The sequence below is a fragment of the Chromohalobacter sp. genome (genome assembly GCF_039830575.1).
GTDB lineage: Bacteria > Pseudomonadota > Gammaproteobacteria > Pseudomonadales > Halomonadaceae > Chromohalobacter > Chromohalobacter israelensis.
This window is the reverse complement of the sequence record NZ_JBDOOX010000009.1, coordinates 291,502-308,920: the sequence shown is the minus strand read 5'-3', so window position 1 is coordinate 308,920 and position 17,419 is coordinate 291,502. Positions and strand designations below refer to the sequence as shown.

The 17,419-nt window shown below is 64.1% G+C and carries 13 protein-coding genes; 3 read left to right on the top strand and 10 right to left on the bottom strand.

Annotation, left to right across the window (positions count from 1 at the left end; translation table 11 throughout):
• Nucleotides 1-29 precede the first annotated feature (29 nt).
• Nucleotides 30-668, top strand: a complete 639-nt coding sequence (locus ABGX75_RS08410) for a LysE family transporter (protein WP_011506312.1) — start codon at nt 30-32, stop codon at nt 666-668.
• A 12-nt stretch (nt 669-680) separates the two neighbouring features.
• Here ABGX75_RS08410 and ABGX75_RS08405 read toward each other — a convergent pair whose 3' ends face one another.
• Together ABGX75_RS08405 and ABGX75_RS08400 are read right to left on the bottom strand one after the other, a co-directional pair.
• Nucleotides 681-1,415, bottom strand: a complete 735-nt coding sequence (locus ABGX75_RS08405) for a tellurite resistance TerB family protein (RefSeq protein ID WP_110062598.1) — start codon at nt 1,413-1,415, stop codon at nt 681-683.
• Nucleotides 1,416-1,711: 296 nt separating this feature from the next.
• On the bottom strand, nt 1,712-4,027 hold the full coding sequence (locus ABGX75_RS08400) for a CehA/McbA family metallohydrolase (protein WP_110062599.1): 2,316 nt from the start codon (nt 4,025-4,027) through the stop codon (nt 1,712-1,714).
• A 166-nt stretch (nt 4,028-4,193) separates the two neighbouring features.
• Between ABGX75_RS08400 and ABGX75_RS08395 the strand changes: the two genes are divergently transcribed.
• Nucleotides 4,194-4,844: a cation transporter gene (locus tag ABGX75_RS08395; RefSeq protein WP_011506309.1), complete on the top strand. Its 651-nt coding sequence runs from the start codon at nt 4,194-4,196 to the stop codon at nt 4,842-4,844.
• A 39-nt stretch (nt 4,845-4,883) separates the two neighbouring features.
• Here ABGX75_RS08395 and ABGX75_RS08390 read toward each other — a convergent pair whose 3' ends face one another.
• Nucleotides 4,884-5,990, bottom strand: coding sequence for a hybrid-cluster NAD(P)-dependent oxidoreductase (locus ABGX75_RS08390; RefSeq protein WP_011506308.1), 1,107 nt, complete (start codon nt 5,988-5,990; stop codon nt 4,884-4,886).
• A 286-nt stretch (nt 5,991-6,276) separates the two neighbouring features.
• Here ABGX75_RS08390 and ABGX75_RS08385 point away from each other — a divergent pair, with 286 nt between their 5' ends.
• Nucleotides 6,277-7,563, top strand: a complete 1,287-nt coding sequence (locus ABGX75_RS08385) for an aromatic ring-hydroxylating dioxygenase subunit alpha (RefSeq protein ID WP_035410998.1) — start codon at nt 6,277-6,279, stop codon at nt 7,561-7,563.
• A gap of 135 nt (nt 7,564-7,698) precedes the next feature.
• Here ABGX75_RS08385 and ABGX75_RS08380 read toward each other — a convergent pair whose 3' ends face one another.
• From ABGX75_RS08380 to fdhF, 7 genes are all read right to left on the bottom strand, one after another.
• Nucleotides 7,699-7,941, bottom strand: a complete 243-nt coding sequence (locus tag ABGX75_RS08380) for a hypothetical protein (RefSeq protein WP_035411001.1) — start codon at nt 7,939-7,941, stop codon at nt 7,699-7,701.
• Nucleotides 7,942-8,082: 141 nt separating this feature from the next.
• The gene (gene purU, locus ABGX75_RS08375; protein WP_347410720.1) at nt 8,083-8,949 is read right to left on the bottom strand and encodes a formyltetrahydrofolate deformylase; all 867 of its coding nucleotides are present in this window, start codon (nt 8,947-8,949) and stop codon (nt 8,083-8,085) included.
• Entirely contained in the window at nt 8,939-9,598 is a 660-nt protein-coding gene (soxG, locus tag ABGX75_RS08370) for a sarcosine oxidase subunit gamma family protein (RefSeq protein WP_035411007.1), read from the bottom strand. The genes purU and soxG overlap by 11 nt, the downstream gene beginning before the upstream one ends.
• The gene (locus tag ABGX75_RS08365) at nt 9,591-12,647 is read right to left on the bottom strand and encodes a sarcosine oxidase subunit alpha family protein (RefSeq protein ID WP_347410719.1); all 3,057 of its coding nucleotides are present in this window, start codon (nt 12,645-12,647) and stop codon (nt 9,591-9,593) included. The genes soxG and ABGX75_RS08365 overlap by 8 nt, the downstream gene beginning before the upstream one ends.
• Nucleotides 12,644-13,003, bottom strand: coding sequence for a sarcosine oxidase subunit delta (locus ABGX75_RS08360; RefSeq protein ID WP_035411013.1), 360 nt, complete (start codon nt 13,001-13,003; stop codon nt 12,644-12,646). The genes ABGX75_RS08365 and ABGX75_RS08360 overlap by 4 nt, the downstream gene beginning before the upstream one ends.
• A gap of 155 nt (nt 13,004-13,158) precedes the next feature.
• Nucleotides 13,159-14,409 (bottom strand): sarcosine oxidase subunit beta family protein, encoded by a 1,251-nt coding sequence (locus tag ABGX75_RS08355; RefSeq protein WP_035411016.1) that lies wholly within the window; start codon nt 14,407-14,409, stop codon nt 13,159-13,161.
• Between the two features lie 139 nt (nt 14,410-14,548).
• Nucleotides 14,549-17,410, bottom strand: coding sequence for a formate dehydrogenase subunit alpha (fdhF, locus tag ABGX75_RS08350; RefSeq protein WP_347410718.1), 2,862 nt, complete (start codon nt 17,408-17,410; stop codon nt 14,549-14,551).
• Nucleotides 17,411-17,419 lie beyond the last annotated feature (9 nt).

Genomic DNA, 17,419 nt, shown 5'->3' with positions numbered 1-17,419 from the left:
TGCAACCGCTCATGAACGGAGATTCCCCCATGGAGCTGACGACGTGGCTCACTTATGTCGGCGTTATCGCCGCACTGATCGCCTTCCCCGGTCCGGTGGCACTGTTATGCATGCACCACGGGTTGCGCCATGGCCGTCAGCGCGCCTTGGCGACGGTGATCGGCGGGGCCATGGCGTCGTTGGTGCTCATGGGGCTCTCGTCGCTGGGGTTGGGCGCGATTCTCGCCACCTCGGAACTGGCCTTCATGCTGCTGAAGGGGCTGGGCGCGGCGTATCTGATTTATCTGGGCATTCAGGCCTGGCGGGCGCCCGTGACGACGTCGCCGACGGAGACGCCGTCGGCGAGTTCGGTGCAAGCCGGGCGTACCGGCCGGCTGGAATTGTTTCGGCGCGGCTTTACGGTGGGCATCAGCAATCCCAAGGACCTGCTCTTCTTCGGCGCGCTTTTTCCCGGCTTCATCGATCTCGGCGCCCCGCAACTGCCCCAATTCGCGATCCTGTCGCTGACCTGGCTGGCCATCGACCTCACCACCATGTCGAGCTACGCCACGATGGGCTCGGGCATCGGGCGCTGGTTTCATAGCCCACGCCGTGTGAAGTTGTTCAATCGCACCACTGGCAGCTTGTTCATTGCCGCCGGGGGCACCCTGGCGGCGTCGCATCGCTGAAAGGCTCGGGTCTTAACCGGCCTCGGCCTGCTGCGCCTGGCGTTCAAGCTCGGCGGCCATCTCCGGGGATAGCCCCAGCTCGCTGGCCAGTTGATCGAGCCAGGCACGTTCCATCGGCGTGGTCTCGTCGATCACGGCGACACTGATCAAATACATCTCCCGCGCCGCCTGGGGCGAGTCCGCCTCACGGGCCAGGGCCTGGGCATCCAGCGGTGCCTTCAATTGCTGTTCGACCCAGCGGTGCATCTCGTCGTCTGCCCCCAGGGCGTCGATCTGTTCGGTGATCAGCGCCTGTTCCTGCTCGTCGATGTGGCCATCGGCTCGAGCCGCCATGATCATCGCCTGCAAGAGTTCCAGGCTACGCCGCTCCTGGTACTCGCCGTCGAGCGCCTCGACACGCTCGCCTTCGTCAGCCTCTTGTGTCGCGCTGCCCGTGCCCTTGTTCTGCGCATTTTGCCACGCTTTCCAGGCCAGTACGCCGACACCGGCGATCGCACCGTACTTGAGTGCTTTACCGCCCATCTTGCGGCCGCGCTTGGAGCCGACCAGCATACCCAGGGCACCGCCGCCGAGCAGGCTCTTCATATCGAAGCCACCCACGTTCCCGCCGCTGGACTTGCCGTGTGAACCACTGCCGCCCAGCTGTTTCGAGAGACCGTCCAGCATCCCCTTCACATCGACACCACTGCCCTTCTGGCTACCGCCGGCTTGTTGCATCAACTGCTGCAGTATCTTGCTTGCATTCATGCCCTGGCTCCTCCTGTGATCTCCGACCGAAGCGCACGCTTTTCATGCGACGCGGCTTCCCTGACGACTCCCACCAACACGGACCGGTATCGCGGCCATGAGTTCGACGGAAAGAGCCCGCGATGCCCTGTCGCCAATGTCAGCGTGGCCGACTTTGGTGAGATCCTCACACAGTTCCTGCCAGCCGCCCACAAAAAAGCCACGCCCGAAGGCGTGGCATTCCCTTGAAGCCCCTTTGAACAGGGGTCTTGGCGGAGCGTTATCGTGGTTATGGTGACGCGTGCCGGATCTCGCGATCAGGCGTCTTCCTCGTCAGCGCCGCCCTCGTTGGTGCCATCGTGACCGAGATAATCGGCCTTGCTGCGACGCTCGAGCCACAGCGGGTTCGTCCAGGCGGTGTCGCCATCGGCATCGTCGACTTCCAGCGCGACCCAGCCCTTGGCATCACCGGGAATCTCGAAGGTCAACGTCGCGTCGGTGCCGTCGAGCGATTGGGTGGCGAGCACCTCGCCGCCCTGGCCGATCAGGCGGGCTTCCGCCAGGCCGTTGACGGCGGTGGCGTTTACCATCCATTCGCCCTTGGCGTCTTCCACCAGGCGCAGGCTGTCGCCGAACATGTGCTTCTCGGGGAACAGCAGCGGTCCCTGGGTCGCGTAGCCATGGCCATCCTTGAGGGCACGGGCGAAAGCGCGTGGGGTCAGTTCGCCGGGCACGTGCCCCATCATGCGAATGCGGCCGGTGAGATCGTTCCAGGCATCGTGGGTATCCGTGCCTGCGGTGAAGTACAGGCGCGTCCCCTGATCCCAGAAGCGATGCGCGGCGGCAATGGTCGGCTCGTTGTCCACTTCGGCATTGAGTTCGAGCAGGTTGAAACCAGGCGTGAAGCCGCCGGGTACCTTGCCGTCGCCCAGATTGCTGAGATAGCCGTAGGCGTTGTACGGGTGGTTCATGGGCACCACCTCGGCGCCCAGACGGTGTGCGTCCTTGACGATCTCCTGCACGTCGTCGGTGCCGGGGTCGACCTCGAGTTCCCCGTTCATCTCGATGGGGAAGGGGTTCATGTGCCCCCAGGAGGGCGAGATCTCGATGGAGGGAATGAACGGCACGCCGCGCTCGGCGGAGAGTTTGCGGAAGGTGTCGTGATTGGCCGTGGAGTCGTGATCGCTGATGAAGGTCAGGTCGAGGTCCGTGGCCAACTGGGCACGCACCACCGTAGTCGGTGGCGTGGTGCCTTCCAGCACGTTGGCGTGATGATGCAGGTCGGCGCCATACCAGTGATCGTCGTTGGGTTCGACGAGACGCTCGATTTCGACGGTCTTGTCGATCTCTTCTCCGGTCTCCAGGCTGACCTCCAGCGTCTGCTGGCGTGCGGTGAAGCCGGCACCGGCGTTGACGGCCAGGCGGTAGTCGCCGGGCGCCAGCTTGAGCTCGGCGTGACCGGCGGGGTCCAGTTCGGTGAAGAAGGTCTGCTTGCCGAGGAACTCTACCGGCGGCTGCTGGCCTTCGAGGATCGTCAGACGCGCATCGCGCGGCGTGTCGTTCTCGGTGCCGCGAATGTCCAGTGACAGCGTGCCGGGCCCGCGCATGCCATCGAAGTTCAACTCGCGCTCGCTGCCGTCGGTGACTTCCAGCGCGACCGGCTCGGCATTGGCGAAACCTTCCGCCGTGGCGTAGGCCCGATACTCGCCCGCCGGCAGCGACATCGAGAACTCGCCACCATCGGCCAGCGTCCAGGCGTAGGGCGCGCCCTCCTTCTCGATCATCACCACGCCATTGGGCGGTGCATTGCCGTCACTATCGCGCAGCGTGCCGTGAATCTCGCCGCTGTCCTGCTGCTTGCGCTCGATCTCGTTGGCGACCACCGGTGCCAGGTCGCCTTCCGGCACGACCTGCAGCCAGCCTTCGAAGCGGCGCGACTCGCCGGACTTCAGGCTGTGCTCGAGGTACATGTCCTGGCCTTCGTAATTGATACGGTCGAAATAGGGCGCATGCAGAGCGAAGGCCCAATCCCGGTCGTAGGCGACCATGCGATCGGTGAGCGCGTCGCTGGCCTCGGTTTCCTTGGCATCGCCCAGTCCGGGCACACCGAACAGATACCCGGTATCCGGCCACAGCGTGAAGCCGGAACGAATCGCTTCCAGCGGTTCGTCGCCCTGGTTGTCGAGCACGGTTTCCAGATGCACACGATCGCTGCCGGCTTCCAGCGTGTAGGTCGTGGTGACCATGGCTTCGCCGAAATTGCGGCTGACGCGGATCACCGCGCGCTCGGCGGATTCCTCGACGACTTCGACCTCCTTGCCGTCATTGGGCCAGGCTGACCAGTTGTTGGGAATGAAGTCGGCAAAGGCGACACGGTCCAGATCGATCTCGCCATCCTTGACCGCCGCCAGATCGACCAGCGTCCCGCGCGGCACGCCCCAGGGCGGCCGCGACTCGACGGCCAGCGCAAAGGCCAGTTGGTCGTTGGCGATGGTGATGTCCTGTGCGTGGTTGGCCTCGCCATCGGGAATGTCAGTGGCGCCGCGCGTCACACTGACGTCGGCCTGGGCCAGGGTGGACGCTCCCAGCGTCAGCGCCGCCAGCGGCGCGAGATGCCATCGTGTATGTGTCATGAGATCCCTCTGATGTTGATTTATTATCCAACTTTCTCTTTTTCATTATTCAGAATTTTGATTGCGCGTTCAAATTACTGTCACATTTCGGCCATGCTTGACCTGGAGTGCACTCCAGGGTTGTAGAATCGCAAGCATCAATTCGGTTCACGATGATGAGGTTTGCATGGCGTGTTGCTGCGGTTCCTCTCCCTCCCCCGAAGCGACGCCGCGCTATCGGCGCGTGCTATGGATCGCGCTGGTGGTCAACGCGCTGATGTTCGGGGTCGAGATGCTGGCCGGCGTGAAGGCGGACTCCACCTCATTGATGGCCGATTCGCTCGATTTCCTGGGCGATGCTGCGAACTACGCCATCAGCCTCGGGGTTCTGGGCATGGGACTGGTGTGGCGTGCCCGAGCCTCGCTGATCAAGGCGGCAACGCTGGCTGGCTTCGGTGTCGTGGTACTCGGCGTCACGCTGCACAACCTGCTGGCCGGCAGCTTTCCGGATGCGCCGACCATGGGCGCGGTAGGGCTCTTGGCGCTGTTCGCCAATCTGGCAGTGCTGGTGCTGTTGATGCGCTATCGCGAGGGCGACAGCAACATGCAGAGCGTGTGGATCTGCACCCGTAACGATGTCATCGGCAACGGTGCCGTGCTGCTCGCCGCGCTGGGCGTGTTCGGCAGTGGCAACGCCTTGCCCGACCTGATCGTGGGCGGCGTGTTCGCCTTTCTCTCGCTATCCGGAGGCTGGAAGATCGCCCGTCAGGCGCGCGGTGAACTCCGCCACGCCCGAGCGACCGAACGTCTGGGCACACCCTCCCCGGAGTCACGCTGAGCGCCCGGCCATGCCGGGCCTATGTATCGATGCCGGGCCTCAGAACTCGATGGCGACATGACTCTTGGGCGTGCTGCAGCAGCTCAGGATATAACCGTCTGCCTCGTCCTCTTCGGTGATACCGCCGTTGTGCTCCATGGTGACCTCGCCGGCAAGCTTCTTGACCTTGCAGGTACCGCAGATACCCATGCCACAGGCCTTGGGGATGTGCAGGCCCAGCTTGGCGGCGGCGGCGTGCACGGTCTCTTCGGGCATGATGCGAATGCTCTTGCCACTGTTGCTGAATTCGACCTGCAGCATGTCGGCGGTATCGACGGCTTCCATCTCCGCCTCGGCCTGCTCGGCAAGTTCCTCCACATCCGCCCGGACATCGGCGGGCGTGGCCCCGAACGACTCCTCGTGATAGTGGCTCATGTCGAAGCCGTTGCTCTTCAGCACCTGCTTGACGGCCTTCATGTACGGCGTGGGCCCGCAACAGAAGATTTCGCGCTCCAGGTAATCCGGCACCATCAATTCGAGCATCGCCTGCGCCAGGTAGCCGCGGAATCCCGCCCAGGGTTCGCCGCTTTCATCGCCACGCTCGCAGACGATATGCAGCCGGAAATCGGGAATTCGCGAGAAGATGTGCTCGAGTTCGCGGTGGAAGATGATGTCGCGAGGCGTGCGCGCGCTGTGCACGAACTGCAGATCGACATTGGCGTTGGTGTCGAAGAACCAGCGCGTCATCGACATCAAGGGCGTGACGCCGACCCCGCCGGACAGCATGAGCACCTTGTCGGCGGGATAGTCGATGACATTGAAATCCCCGACCGGGCCGTGCACCACCAGCTCGCTGCCCACCTGCAGGTTTTCGTGCAGCCAGTTGGAGACACGCCCGTCGGGCAGTCGCTTGACGGTGATCGAAAAGCTGTAGGGCACGGAGGGCGAACTGGAGATCGTGTAGGACCGCATCACCGCTTCGCCGTCGATCTCCAGCTCCAGGGTCACGAACTGCCCCGGCTTGAAGAAGAACAGCACTGGCTGATCGGCCATGAAGCAGAAAGTGCGAACGTCCCAGGTTTCCTGGATGACCTTCACGCAGCGCACGTTGTGGCGCCCGTTCGTCCAGGTCTGGGTCGTGACGGGATTGAAGAAATTCTGGGTCATGGAAAGTCTACCTGGTCGCGCGACGGTATCCGACGTTTCAGCGCATTGTGATCATGCGGCTCAGTGGCCACTTGCCTGCCAACGACTCACGCATGCCAGCCCCGGCCACGCCTTGCAGTCGCTGTCTTCGATGGGCGTCGTCACTGCATCGGCCGGTGTCGCGAGCAGACAATTCGCTTGAGTGGCGATACGCCACACTCCTTGTCACTCGCGCCTCTCACGCATACCCCATTCAATGTCATTGGCGCCATCCGTTATCGAACCGGCGCACGAAGAGGATGCCTTCATGGATCTGCTCGCTACATCCGCATTAGACGATCCCCTGGCCGCCGCGCGTGACGCGACCGCCGACATGCTGCGCCAGCGGCAAGGCGACCATTCCTTGCCGCAGCCGTTCTACAACGATCCACGAGTGTTCGCGCTGGAAATGCGCGAGATCTTCGAGCAAGAATGGCTGTTCGTCGGCATGACCTGCGAAATTCCCGCCAAGGGCAATTACCTGACCGTGCAGATCGGCGACAATCCCATCATCGTGGTGCGCGGCGATCAGGGCACGATCCATGCTTTCCACAACGTGTGCCGACATCGGGGGTCCCGACTTTGCACCCAGGCAAAGGGCAAGGTCGCCAAGCTGGTATGCCCCTACCATCAGTGGACCTACGAACTCGACGGCCGACTGCTGTTCGCGGGACAGGACATGGGCGAGGATTTCGACCTCGGTGCCCACGGCCTCAAGCCGGTGGCAGTGACGCACGCCGGTGGCTTCCTCTTCGTCAGCCTGGCCGATCAGCCGCCGGCCATCGACGATTTCCTGGCCACGCTCGATGACTATCTCGCGCCTTACGAGATGGATAACGTCAAGGTGGCGGCGGAGTCGAACATCGTCGAGCAGGCCAACTGGAAGCTGGTCATCGAGAACAACCGCGAGTGCTATCACTGCAACGGTGCGCATCCGGAGCTGCTCAATTCGCTGATCGAGTACGATGACACCGACGACCCTCGCGCCACGCCCGCCTACCGCGACCTGGTCGCCCGCCAGCAGGCGCACTGGGAACAGCAGCAGGTCCCCTGGGCGCTCAAGCGCTTCGGCAAGCGCAACCGCTTGACCCGCACGCCGATGATCGAGGGCGTCGTCTCGATGACGATGGACGGTCGCCCGGCCAGCCAGCGGTTGATGGGACGTCTGCCGAACCCCGACATGGGGTCGTTGCGCATTCTGCACCTGCCCAATTCATGGAACCATTTCATGGGCGATCATGCCGTGGTCTTCCGCGTACTGCCGCTGGGCCCGCAGCAAACACTGGTGACCACCAAGTGGCTGGTCCATCGCGACGCTCAGGAAGGCGTCGACTACGACCCGGAATGGATGCGCAAGGTGTGGGACGCCACCAACGACCAGGACCGTCAACTGGCCGAGGAAAACCAGCGCGGCATCAACTCCGTTGCCTACCAGCCGGGGCCCTACTCCAGGACCTACGAATTCGGCGTGATCGACTTCGTCGACTGGTACAGCGACACGATGCTGTCGCGACTGGACGCAGAGGCCCCTTCATTGCACATCGTTCAGGGCTGAGCGTTTCTCTGACGGTGCGTATCGGACAAATGCCCCACCACGCGATACATGTCATGCATGCGTGGTGGGGCATTCCCGTTTTGCCTGGTGCCTTGTCATCCTCATAACAGGCCGAATGCCCGAGCGAGGATACCTCTAGGTACGCAAACGAGGCAGCAGATGGGTTTCGATCGCCTGGCGTACCGAGGGCAGCATTTCATCGCTGTGCTGCATCATGTGCTGAATGGCCTCGGGCAACCCCTCCACCCCGACTTCATTGTACTTGCAGGCGGCCATCCGGGCACTGGTCTCGGGGCAGGCCCCGTCGGGAATCCGGACACCCAGTGCCTGCAGGCGTTGGCGAAAGTCATCGCCGTCGATCAGGTCCGCGATCATCATGGCTCACCCTCCTCGCGTCAGGGAAACACTACGTAAGCTTGTGGTTGTGGGTACTCGGCCGTCGTTGGGCGGTGTTGTCGTTTGCCGTCCCGTCATCCTTAGATTAGGAGAACGCTGGAAAAATTCCCGCTTTCGCCTCCGTCAGCGCGCGAAGACCACGGTGCGCCTGGCATGCAGAAACACCCGTCGCTCCAGATGAAGCGATACCGCCCGCGCCAGGGTCAAGCATTCGATATCGCGTCCCTTGGCGACCAGATCCTCGGGGTCATCGGCATGGCTGACAGGCTCCACGCCCTGGGTGATGATCGGCCCCTCATCGAGATCGTCGTTGATGTAGTGCGCGGTGGCACCGACCAGCTTGACGCCTTTCTCGAACGCCTGATGGTAAGGTTTGGCGCCCTTGAACCCTGGCAGCAGCGAATGGTGGATGTTGATCGCCTTGCCCGTGAGCTTCTCGCACAGCTCGCTGGAAAGCACCTGCATGTAACGCGCCAGGATAACCAGCTCCGCCCCGGTGGACTCGATCACTCGCCACACCTCGGCTTCCTGCTCGGCCTTGGTCTCGGGCGTGATCGGCAGGTGGTAATAAGGCAAACCGTGCCAGGCGACCAGCGGCTCGAGATCGGGATGATTGGAAATCACCGCACGAATCGTCACCGGCAGTTGCCCCGTGCGATAGCGGTATAGCAGGTCGTTCAAGCAATGATCCGCCTTGGATACCATGATCACCACCGGCATGCGCGCCTCCGGCGCGGTCAGCTCGAAGACCATGTCGAACTCGGCCGCGCGGGCGGCGAACGCCGCCTGGAAGGTATCGGCGTCGAAATCCGTCTCCTCGGGCTGGAAAGCCGTGCGGATGAAAAAGCGCTCACCGTGGCGGTCATCGAAGGATTGCTGCTCGGTGATGTAGCAGCGGCACTCCTTCAAGAAACGCGTGACCACGTCGACAGTCCCCAGGCGGCTGGGGCACTGAGCGGTGAGGATCCAGGTGGCATCTTTACGCCTCATGATGGCTTTCTCGTGTGACACCGATACCATACTCCTCGCCGGCATCGAGCAGCCAGCGGTATACGTAGTCGGCAAAACTGCGCCGCACGATGATTTCCCAGCGCGCCTCGTCCGGGCGACGCAGGATGACGTTGGTCTTGGCGAAACACGTGGTGACCCCCTTGCCCACGGGGAACGCATGCGGATGCACGTCGTAGGCCGTCGACTTCATCAGCACATCGCGCGCGGCCTCGCCACTGAGCTCGATCACCGTCTGCCCACCGCCGACACTGACGATGGCGAAATGAGACTCGCCCAAGGCCTGACGCAGCTTGCCTTCCACGGCGAATTCCTCGCCTCCCGGCACGATCAGCAGCCACTCGTCCGGCGATAGCCACTGCACCGAGTAGCGACCGTCGTCGGCGACGGTGAGCGTATTGGGACGGCCGGGAAGGCTAAGGCCGAGCACCTCGCGCAGCGCTTCGTCGATCACGATGGCCCCGCCACGCAGGATGAGATGTCCGAGAAACGCACGTTCGGCCATGACCACGCGGCTGTGTCGTGCGGGCGCGGGCGTACCGCTGCTGGCGTACGAATACGCCAGCGGCGACTCGGCGGCGACGACGGCATGGTCGGCGCGGGCATCGTAGACATTGACCGGGTTAGACATGCTGGCGCTCTCCCTTGGGATCGACGAATTGGGTGCCGACGATCTCGGCTTCATGCACGCGCCCATCGGCCATCGGCAGATAGACGCTCTCGCCCATGCGCTGGTGTCCGCCCTTGACCACCGCCAGGGCGAAGCCGCTTTCCAGCGTCGGGCTGTAGTAGCTCGAGGTCACGTGGCCCACCATGGGCATGGGAATCGCGTGGTCGGGGTCGAAAACGATCTGTGCGCCTTCCTCCAGCACGACAGAAGGGTCCTTGGGGCGCAGCCCCACCAGTTGCTTGCGATTTTCGCGGCGGGTATCGGAACGCGTCAGTGCCCGCTTGCCGATCCAGGGAAAGGGCTTGTCATAGCCGATGGCCCAGTGCATGCCCAGATCCTCGGGCGTCACCGAACCATCGGTGTCCTGACCGACGATGATGAAACCCTTTTCGGCACGCAGCACATGCATCGTCTCGGTGCCGTAGGGCGTCAGACCGTACTTGTCACCGTGCGCGAACAGCGCCTTCCAGACATGCATGGCGTAGTGCGCCTGGACGTTGATCTCGAAGGCCAGCTCGCCGGTGAAGGAGATCCGGAATACCCGCGCGGGAACACCGGCCACGTGTCCTTCACGCCAATCCATGAACTTGAACGCTTCACGGTCGAGATCGATATCGGTCAGCTCGGCGAGCAGCTTGCGCGCCTCGGGGCCGGTAAGGGTCATCGTCGCCCAGTGATCGGTGACCGAGGTGAAGGAGACGTCGAGTTCCGGCCATTCCGTCTGATGCCAGAGTTCCAGCCATTCCAGCACGGGGGCGGCATTGCCGGTGGTGGTGGTCATCAAGAAGTGATTCTCGGCCAGGCAACTGGTGGTGCCGTCGTCCATCACCATGCCGTCGTCGCCGCACATCAGTCCGTAGCGCACGCGACCAGGTGCCAGCTTCTGCCACTTGTTGGTGTAGATGCGGCCGAGGAACTCGCGTGCATCAGCGCCCTGGATGTCGATCTTGCCCAGGGTCGAGGCATCGAGAATGCCCACGCCTTCACGCACCGCCCGGCATTCACGGACCACTGCCTCGTGCATGGTTTCCAGGCGAGTGCCCTCGGCGGTGTGACGCTCGCGCGGAAAATACCACGGCCGCTTCCATTGGCCGACGTCCTCGAACTCGGCGCCGTTGGCCTCGTGCCAGGCTTGCAGCGGTGTGTAGCGCGCGGGGTCGAAAAGCTCGCGGCAATGGCGGCCGACGATCGCGCCGAAAGGCACCGGCGTGTAGTTGGGGCGAAACACCGTGGTGCCGGTCTCGGGAATGCTCTGGCCCAGGCAGCGCGCGGCAATCGCCATGCCGTTGATGTTGCCCAGCTTGCCTTGATCGGTCCCGAAGCCCATGGCGGTGTAGCGCTTGACGTGCTCGATGGACTCGAAGCCTTCGCGCGTGGCGACCTCGATGGCACCGGCGGTGACATCGTTCTGCAGATCGACGAACTGCTTGGGGGCGCGCAATGTAGACTTCTCGTGCGGCACCTGGAAGAGCGCGCAGGCCGGCCCTTCGTCAGGCGCCTCGCAATGCGGTGAGGCCGTCGCCGGCGTTGCAGCGTTAAACCCGAGCGCCGTCGCTGCCCGCATGCCGGTGTCGAGGCCATCCGCCAGGACCGCGTTCAGTGGATAGACGCCACGTGCGCCGCCTGCCGCATGGACACCCGCCACGGTGGTCGGCACGAAGCCGAGGATCGACTCATCCCACACGGGGCGCGCACCGGTATGCGATGCCAGGTGAATGACCGGGCTGTAGCCGCCGGAACTGGCGATGGTGTCGCATGCCAGCGTTTCGACCTGGCCGACCACCGTGAACGCTTCACGATCGATCCTCGCCACACGGGCCGCAGACACGCGTTGCGACCCCTTGGCCTCGATCACGGCGCTGCCGGTGATGATCCGGATCCCCGCCGCCCTGGCGCGTTCGACGACGTCGCCTTCGGGCGCATCGCGGGCGTCGACGATGGCCGCCACCTCGCGGCCGGCCTCCTGCCAGTCCAGCGCCGCGCGATAGGCGTGGTCGTTGCTCGTGGAGAGCACCAGACGGTTGCCCGGCACCACGCCGTAGCGACGAATGTAGGTCGACACCGCGCCCGCCAGCAGATTGCCGGGCACGTCGTTGTGGGCATATACCAGCGGGCGTTCGTGGGCGCCGGTGGCCAGCACCACCTGGCCGGCCCGCACACGGTGCATCCGCGAACGTACCGGACGATGACCATCGGCCGACACGGCCGTCTCGCCGAGATGCTCGGTACGGCGTTCGTGCAGGGTCACGAAGTGATGATCGTGGTAGCCGTTGGCAGTGGTGCGTGGCAGCAACGTCACATTGTCCATCCCGGCCAGCGTGGCGAGCGTCTCGCGTGCCCATTGCGCCGCCGGGCGATCGTCGAGCTGGGCCCGGCTGTCGAGCAACGAACCGCCCATTTCTTCCTGCTCATCGCAGAGGATCACCCGTGCGCCGGCATGTGCCGCCGCCAGGGCAGCGCTCAAGCCCGCGGGGCCGGCCCCGACGACGAGTACGTCGCAATGCTGGTTCATGTGATCGTAGCGATCGGGATCCGCCGCCGTGGGACTGCTGCCGAGACCGGCCGTCTTGCGAATGGCCTTCTCGTAGGTCATCCACATCGAGGCCGGCGCCATGAACGTCTTGTAATAAAAGCCCGGCGGCATGAACGGCCCCCCCAGCTTGCCCACCCAGCGCATCACGTCGCGCTGTGCATCGGGCCAGCCATTGGTGCTGCGGGCCTCCAGGCCATCGTAGAGCGCCTGCTGAGTGGCGCGCACGTTGGGTACCTGTGTCGCCGGCGTGGAACCCAGCTGGACGACCGCGTTGGGTTCTTCCGCGCCCGCCGCCACGATGCCGCGCGGCCGTGAATACTTGAAGCTGCGATTGACCAGGTCCACGCCATTGGCCAACAAGGCCGACGCCAGGGTATCCCCGGCATACCCCTGGTACGTTTGTCCATTGAAGCGAAAGCTCAGCGGCTGGCGCCGGTCGATGCGCCCCCCTTGGGCAAGACGATTTGGCTGATTCATGCCCGGACTCCTTCGTGTATATCCTTGGCGTCGGCGCGGCCTTCGGCACCGTGGGCCTCGCCCGTCTCGCGCGGCGCCGCCGTCACCTGGGGCTGTGCGCCCATCTTGTAGGTCTCGAGGATTTCGTAGCTCACCGTGTGTCGGGTGATGTTGAAGAACTTGCGACAGCCCACCGCATGAACCCACAACTCATGGTGAATACCGCGCGGATTGTCGCGGAAGAACAGATAGTCGCCCCATTCCTCGTCGCTGCAGGCGTCCGGGTCATCGGGACGCGCGATGTGTGCCTGGCCCTTGGGATGGAATTCCTCTTCCTCGCGATGTTCTTCGCAATACGGGCAGTAAATATGGAACATGGTGGTTCTCCCTTAGGCACTGTCTGAAAAGTGCCTGCGCTCGATCATACGGCGTTAAAAATAGGCTCAAAGTACTCATTTACGATCTGTAAACTCCGTCTTTTCGCCCATTTTTGCCTTGTCTGATAATCGCTCGTCGACTTTTCAGACGAGTCCTAGTGCGCGACGCCAGCGGCGCCGTGCTCGTCGATCAACGCCCCGCTGTGGAAACGATCGATGGAAAACGGCGCGGCGATGGGATGCATCTCGCCCTTGGCCAGACTGGCCGCGAAGACATGTCCCGAGCCCGGAGTCGCCTTGAAACCGCCCGTCCCCCAGCCGCAGTTGAAGTAGAGTCCCTTGACCTTGGTCTTGGAGAGGATCGGACAGGCATCCGGACAGGTATCGACGATGCCGCCCCACTGCCGGTTCATGCGCACCCGCGAGAAGATCGGGAACATCTCGACGATGGCCTGCAGGGTGTGCTCGACGGTGGGATAGCTGCCCCGCTGGCCGTAGCCGTTGTAGCCGTCGATGCCGGCACCGATGACCAGGTCGCCCTTGTCGGACTGGCTGATGTAACCGTGCACGTGATTGGACATCACCACGGTATCGAGTACCGGCTTGAGCGGCTCGGAGACCAGCGCCTGCAAGGGATGCGACTCCAGCGGCAGGTTGAGGCCGGCCATGCGGGCCAGCACGCTGGAGTTGCCTGCCGTGACGCAGCCCACGGTCTTGGCCTCGATGTCGCCGCGGTTGGTATGCACGCCCAGGATCCGCCCATCGCGAATCTTGAAGCCGGTGACCTCGGTGTTCTGCAGCAGGTCGACGCCCAGCGCATCGGCGGCGCGGGCATAGCCCCAGGCCACGGCATCGTGACGCGCCACCCCGGCGCGCGGCTGCCAGGACGCGCCCATGACCGGATATCGTGCATGCTTCGAGCAGTCCATGATCGGCACCAGCGACTGCACGCCCTGGGCATCCAGCACCTCACCGTCGATACCGTTGAGTCGGTTAGCGTTGACCCGGCGCTGAATGTCGCGCATGTCCTGCAGGGTATGGCCCAGGTTCAACACGCCACGCTGGGAGAACATGACGTTGTAGTTGAGTTCCTGAGAGAGCCCTTCCCAATGCTTCATCGCATGCTCGTAGAGCGCCGCCGACTCGTCCCACAGGTAGTTGGAACGCACGATGGTGGTGTTGCGCGCGGTATTGCCACCGCCCAGCCAGCCCTTCTCGAGCACCGCCACATTGGTGATGCCGTGCTCCTTGGCCAGATAGTACGCCGTGGCCAGACCGTGCCCGCCGCCGCCGACGATGATCACGTCGTACCCCGGCTTGGGCGTGGGATTGCGCCATTGGCGTTGCCAATCCTCGTGGTGGCGTAACGCGTGCTTGACGAGGCCGAAGCCTGAATAACGTTGCATGGCACCTCTCCTGCGCGATCCCCGTGCGCTGTCATGGCACGGCGACGTGTCTGTGTATGACGCGATGGTAGCCCCGTCCCTCCTGGCACGGGGTACTTGCAAACGTCACGGCCGGATGCGTTTGCGACACGCCCCCGGATCAGCCGTCGAGCGCCATCGCCACCTCGGCGCGATGCAACCGACTGGCGGCGTACTTGAACTCGGGAATCTTGCCGAACGGATCGAGCGCCGGATTGGTCAGGATATTGGCCGCCGCCTCCAGATAGCAGAACGGCACGAACACCATGCCTGGCTGCATCAAGGGATCGGCGCGCGTCTTCAGGGTGATGCTGCCACGCCGAGTGGCGATGGTGACCGCCTCGCCCGGCGACAGCCCCAGGCGCCCCAATTCCGACGGCGCGAGGCTGGCCACCGCCTCGGGCTCGAGATCATCGAGTACCCGAGTACGCCGGGTCATGGAGCCGGTGTGCCAATGTTCCAGTTGGCGCCCAGTGATCAACACCGTGGGATAGTCATCATCGATGGGTTCATCCGGTGGCAGTGGCCGGGTCGGTGTGAACGTCGCTCGCCCGCTCGCGGTGGGGAAGGCGTCGGAAAACACTACGTCAGCGCCGGGGGCGTCCTCGGCCGGGCAGGGATAGGTCACCGAGCTCTCGCGTTCCAGACGGGCCCACGAAATGTGATCGAGCGACGCCATGCCCTGCTTCATCTCGTCGAACACCTCGCGCGGGTGCGTGTAATGCCAGTCCAGACCCAGGCGATTGGCGAGCTGCTGGATGATCCACCAGTCGGGCTTCGCCTCACCGGGTAGCGGCACCGCAGCGCGACCGAGCTGCACCTGACGGTTGGTGTTGGTCACGCTGCCGTCCTTTTCCGGCCAGCTCGAGGCCGGCAGGATCACATCGGCGAACTGCGCGGTCTCGGTGACGAACAGATCCTGCACCACCAGATGCTCGAGCTTGGCCAGCGCTTCCCGGGCGTGATCGAGGTCCGGGTCGGACATCGCGGGATTCTCGCCGAGGATGTACATCCCCTTGATGGTACCGGCAGCGATGGCATTCATGATCTCCACCACCGTGAGCCCGGGCGTCGCATCCAGCGGCGAGTTCCACAATTCCTCGAAGGCACTGCGCATCTGGGCGTCGCCCACCGGTTGATAGTCGGGCAGCACCATGGGAATCAGGCCGGCATCGGAGGCGCCCTGGACGTTGTTCTGGCCACGCAGCGGATGCAGGCCGGTCCCGGGACGGCCGGTCTGGCCGCAGGCCAGCGCCAGCGAGATCAGGCAGCGGGCGTTGTCGGTGCCATGCACGTGCTGGGAAATGCCCATGCCCCAGAAGATCATCGCCCGCTCGGCCTGGGCATACAGCCGTGCAAGCTCGCGAATCAGCTCGGGCTCGACGCCGCAGGCGGGCGACATCGCTTCGGGCGTCATGTCACGCACATGGGCCTTGAGTGCCTCGAAGCCCTCGGTGTGGGCATCGATATAGGCCTGATCATAGAGCGCCTCGCTGATGATGACGTTGAGCATGGCGTTGTAGAGCGAGACATCGCCGCCGGGGGTGAAACGCACGCTCCGATGCGCGTAGGCATCCAGTGCCTGGCCGCGTGGGTCGAGGACGATCAGTTTGGTGCCGTTTCTGGCCGCCTGCTTGAAGTAGGTGGCCGCCACGGGATGGTTGATCGTCGGATTGCAGCCGGTGAGGATCACGACATCGGCCTGCAGCGCCTGCATGAAGGAGGCGGTCACCGCGCCCGAGCCGATGCATTCCATCAGTGCCGCCACCGAACTGGCATGGCACAGCCGGGTGCAATGGTCGACATTGTTGGAGCCGAAACCGGTGCGTACCAGCTTCTGAAACAGCCAGGCTTCCTCGTTGGAGCATTTGGCGCTGCCGAAGCCGGCCAGGGCATCGGGGCCGTGGGCTGCCTTGAGGTCGGCGAGCCCGCCGGCGGCAAGATCCAGCGCTTCATCCCAGCTCGCTTCGACGAAATGGGTCAGTGGCTGAGCCGGATCGAAATCCGGATCGAGCCCCTTGGGCACCCCCGGTTTGCGGATCAGTGGCGTGGTCAAGCGTGACGGGTGCCGCGGATAATCGAAGCCGAAGCGGCCCTTGACGCATAACCGGTTCTGGTTGGAAGGGCCCTCGCGCCCTTCGACGAAGAGAATCGCGTCGTCCTTGACATGGTAGGTGAGCTGGCAGCCCACGCCGCAGTAGGGACAGACGGAATCGACGCTGCGGTCGGCCACCCGGGAATCGCCGCGCCCCGCTTCGTCGACCAGGGTCGCCGGCATCAGTGCCCCGGTCGGGCAGGCCTGAACGCACTCGCCGCAGGCCACGCAGGTGCTATCGCCCATGGGATCGTCGAAATCGAAGACGATCTTGGAAGCCGCCCCGCGATGCGCCATGCCGATGACGTCATTGCCCTGGACCTCGCGACAGGCACGCACGCAGAGATTGCACTCGATGCAGGCGTCGAGGTTGACGTTCATGGCCGAATGGCTGGCGTCATGGGTCGACGAGGCGCGCCGCGAATGCTCGGGAAGGTGCACATGGTGCACGGTGGCCGCCTCTCTCTCGGCCCGCGCCGGCAGCCGTCGGCGCACCGCCGTGGCATCGATGGCCAGTTGATCGGCCATGGCCCAGAAGTGGCTGGAACGGTCGGGGCTGTCGTCACGCGCCGGCTGGTCGACCAGCAGCAGCTCCATGACGCCTTCCCGCGCCGTGCGAGCCCGCTCTGAACTGGCGCTCTTGACCACCATGCCGGGGGCGGCCTCGCGCAGGCAACTGGCGGCCAGGGCACGCTCGCCCTCGATCTCCACCATGCAGGCGCGACAATTGCCGTCGGCACGGTAGCCACTGGCATCCTTGAAGCACAGGTGAGGAATGCTCTCGCCGGCACGCTTGGCCACCTGCCAGAGCGTCTCCCCGGCAGTGGCGCTTACTGCCACCCCGTCTAGGGTCAGGGTGAAGCTTGTGTTCGAGCGTTGCTTGCTCATGCCATGTCT